This is a genomic window from Moorena sp. SIO4A1, from assembly GCF_010672065.1.
Classification (GTDB): Bacteria; Cyanobacteriota; Cyanobacteriia; order Cyanobacteriales; family Coleofasciculaceae; genus Moorena.
The window spans coordinates 1-2,895 of sequence record NZ_JAAHHX010000226.1; the positions used below are offsets into that span (position 1 = coordinate 1).

Below are 2,895 nucleotides of genomic sequence, written 5' to 3' on the forward strand. Positions count from 1 at the left end.
ATCAGCCACTGCAAGGGCTGTTGAGTTTGAATCCCTTATGCAGATAAAAGTTCATGCAGTTTCTATGTCAATTTTTGTAGCCTGAAAAATAGCCCGACGCAAGGCCCACGGGAGATTCTCCAAAGTGCTGTCGATACCAATGTTGGACATCACAGAAGGAAACTGTTTCCATGGCAGCTTTAACAAGTTCAGAGGTCAACTGGGTGGTGAGCAGAGGCAGTGTCAAGAGTAAATGCCCCATATGCTTGAGGGATGACCTTTGGGAAAACAGTTTATATTTACCAAAGAGGGACTCGATGATATCACGGATAGGCAAGTAGGGGCTGTTTTGGAGGCAATGCTGTGGTTTCATGGTCAATATAGGCAATTAACGTAGGCGATAAGTCCTCTAACCGTTTCGATCAGGTTAAATCAGCTGTTTGTTTGATAAAGTCTGTTTTCGAGTGTTGGTTAAACCCTTGATGGCTTTTGCTGGTATTGAAGGGTGCGCACTAAGAAAAGCATCTGGTTGAAGGGTTCGAGGGCCTCCTGATAGTCCGACACCCAACCCAATTTTTCCGGAAAGTACCGTCTACCGAGGTCAGCGGTTTGGCAAATTAAGGAACCAACTTCAAAGAAAACTGCCTCTGAAAGACACCCTTTGAGGGCTTCAATAAAGGCTTTCTGGTCAGGAAATGGCTTTTGTTTAAGGGGTTTTAAGGCCCCATTGACCTCAGCAGTTAACTGCTCACTCAAGGTTTTTAAGGCACTCGGATCGCGCGCAGTAGCCGGGATTGACCCTTGAGAAATCCTGCTGCTTCTGATCGGCCAATACGAGGCCCGGCCCACTCCAATCAGGTGTCAATATTGAAGTATCGAGCTTTGGCTCGTTGTGCGGGTGGTCTTAAAAAAGATAATGGACTCTGCTGCAACTGTTGACGGCTGCGGGTACACCGACTGACAAAGCGTTGATAGATTGGATCGAGCTCTAACTCACCTTTGAGTAATCGGGCACTTTGATGGGTGACATCATAGGTCACCTGCACAGAAGGATGAGCTTGATGGTACAACCGAATGCCCTTATAGAGATCACTGCCTTGGTCCGAGACAAGCTGTAAGGGAACCCCGACCTGGTCACCAACCGCTTCGAGGATTGGGTAGATCAAGTCTCCGAAGAGTGCTCTTCATGACCTTTAACGCTAGTAGTGACAAGTCCTGATAGCACAATTTCCCAGATGATTGCTCCACGATGTTCTTCCACCGGGCTTGGCTGATTCCTAACACTACTAAGCATTTGTGAGCCCCTAATTCCAGGGTCAGATCGGCAATGCACACGCCAGTCGTGACGGTACTCGCCCCGGACGCTGTAGCAAGTATAGTCCCATCCGCAATACCCATTGCCGAATACTACTATAACTCGGGTTATACTTGACCGATGAACCGACTCAATAGGGCCAAATTTTTCGAGGCTCCCCGGAAACTGCTTAAACTTTCAACCACTTTCGAGATGGCTAAGCTAATCGTCAATGCTCCATAATGGTGGCTGGCTAACAGAGTGCTTTGGGTTTCAACAATCCCAACGGTGGCAGAGCCGCCTACGGACGGGGGGGGACTGCTGTCTGATCAGACAGGGGGCTAACCGATGGGGATGAGCTCTGTTGACGATACGCTCGCACCTCCTTTTCCGCTATCTGGGCTCGTCGAAACCACAGGGCTCGACTTTTCTCGCTTGTCCCGGATCCGGATTTCTTGTGCTCGCAATTTCTGTTGCTTCTCACTCGCTCTTTGCTTCCAACGATCACGGCTTTGCTTAAATAAATTGGCCAGACGCTCAATTGAGCTAAAGTATCCTTGTATCATGGGCAGATCCTGGCAACCTGGTCACACAGATTATGCATGAACTCATACCATCAATCAAGTCCTAGAGTGAACAGCCTAGGCTATGTCTACCAAACTGTTGCATTCTAACCATCAGATTAGAACTATCTGGGGGTTTTTTGTAAAGTTATGTTACAAATTCGGAAACTGCGACATAAAAGTTGTGGACTCAACCAGATAAGTAACTGGTGACTCAAAATCAATGGTGCTAGTTAGGTTGCTAACAAACTCAAGCTCAAGAGGGTTGACCTAACTCTTGCTGGTGTTATAGAGCAAATTATGCCTCAAGACGGGTAATGCTCATCCTCAGAATTGGTTTCGGTGCTAGCTGTTAGGAAGTACCCAAATGGGTACTGGCAATGCCTGAACTGGTTTCCCACAATGGAGCAAAAGGGGGTTAAAGTGATGCTGTCAAAGGTACAAGAACAAAGTTGGCACCGAGTCCGTTGGGTGCTAGCGATTAGTTGGCTAATATTAATTTTATCGTTGTTTTATGACCCGATTTCACACAATTTAACTGATCCTGATCATCTATTCAGCCTGTTTCGAGATCCCATACTCACCAGAGACCCATGTGTTCAAGTCCAGGGAGTATGCCTAGATGAAAAACCCTATGCCCTGGGAGCGCGACTGTTTTGGGGCATGATCGTGCCTAGCGCCATCATGATTGTTTTGGTGTTTGGTCATGAAACTTGGCGACGCATTTGCCCACTTTACTTTCTGTCCCAAATTCCCAGAGCGTTGGGATTGCAGCCACAGAGGGATATAAGCAAAAATCCCTGGCTGGTTCGTAACCATTTATATGTCCAGTTTGCCATTTTCTTGATCGGGTTGAACTGTCGGATTCTATTTGTTAACTCTGACCGCTTGGTTCTGGGTTTGTTTCTGAGCTTGACTATCGTATCCGCCATAATGATGGTATTCCTCTATGGTGGCAGAAGTTGGTGTCATTATGTCTGTCCATTTGGCATGGTTCAGATGGTATTTACTGGACCACGGGGATTGCTTGGCACTGAAGCTCACAACGCACCGCCAAAA

General features: G+C 47.2%; 4 protein-coding genes. 1 reads left to right on the forward strand and 3 read right to left on the reverse strand.

Features of this window, described 5'->3' with window-relative positions; all coding sequences use genetic code 11:
- Positions 1-67: 67 nt before the first annotated feature.
- The 3 genes from F6K53_RS36505 to F6K53_RS36515 form a co-directional block, all read right to left on the reverse strand.
- Entirely contained in the window at positions 68-352 is a 285-nt protein-coding gene (locus F6K53_RS36505) for a hypothetical protein (protein ID WP_293062275.1), read from the reverse strand.
- A 98-nt stretch (positions 353-450) separates the two neighbouring features.
- Positions 451-735, reverse strand: coding sequence for a hypothetical protein (locus tag F6K53_RS36510; protein ID WP_293030644.1), 285 nt, complete (start codon positions 733-735; stop codon positions 451-453).
- A gap of 98 nt (positions 736-833) precedes the next feature.
- The gene (locus F6K53_RS36515) at positions 834-1,145 is read right to left on the reverse strand and encodes a hypothetical protein (RefSeq protein ID WP_293084368.1); all 312 of its coding nucleotides are present in this window, start codon (positions 1,143-1,145) and stop codon (positions 834-836) included.
- A gap of 1,093 nt (positions 1,146-2,238) precedes the next feature.
- On the opposite strand from F6K53_RS36515, the gene F6K53_RS36520 reads away from it, so the two are divergent.
- Positions 2,239-2,895, forward strand: a 657-nt coding sequence (locus tag F6K53_RS36520; RefSeq protein WP_293084371.1) for a 4Fe-4S binding protein, incomplete at its 3' end; no start/stop codon positions are given.

Excerpts from the sequence above, each read along its gene's own strand:
- F6K53_RS36505 (WP_293062275.1), bottom strand. The coding sequence starts at position 352 with ATGAAACCACAGCATTGCCTCCAAAACAGCCCCTACTTGCCTATCCGT.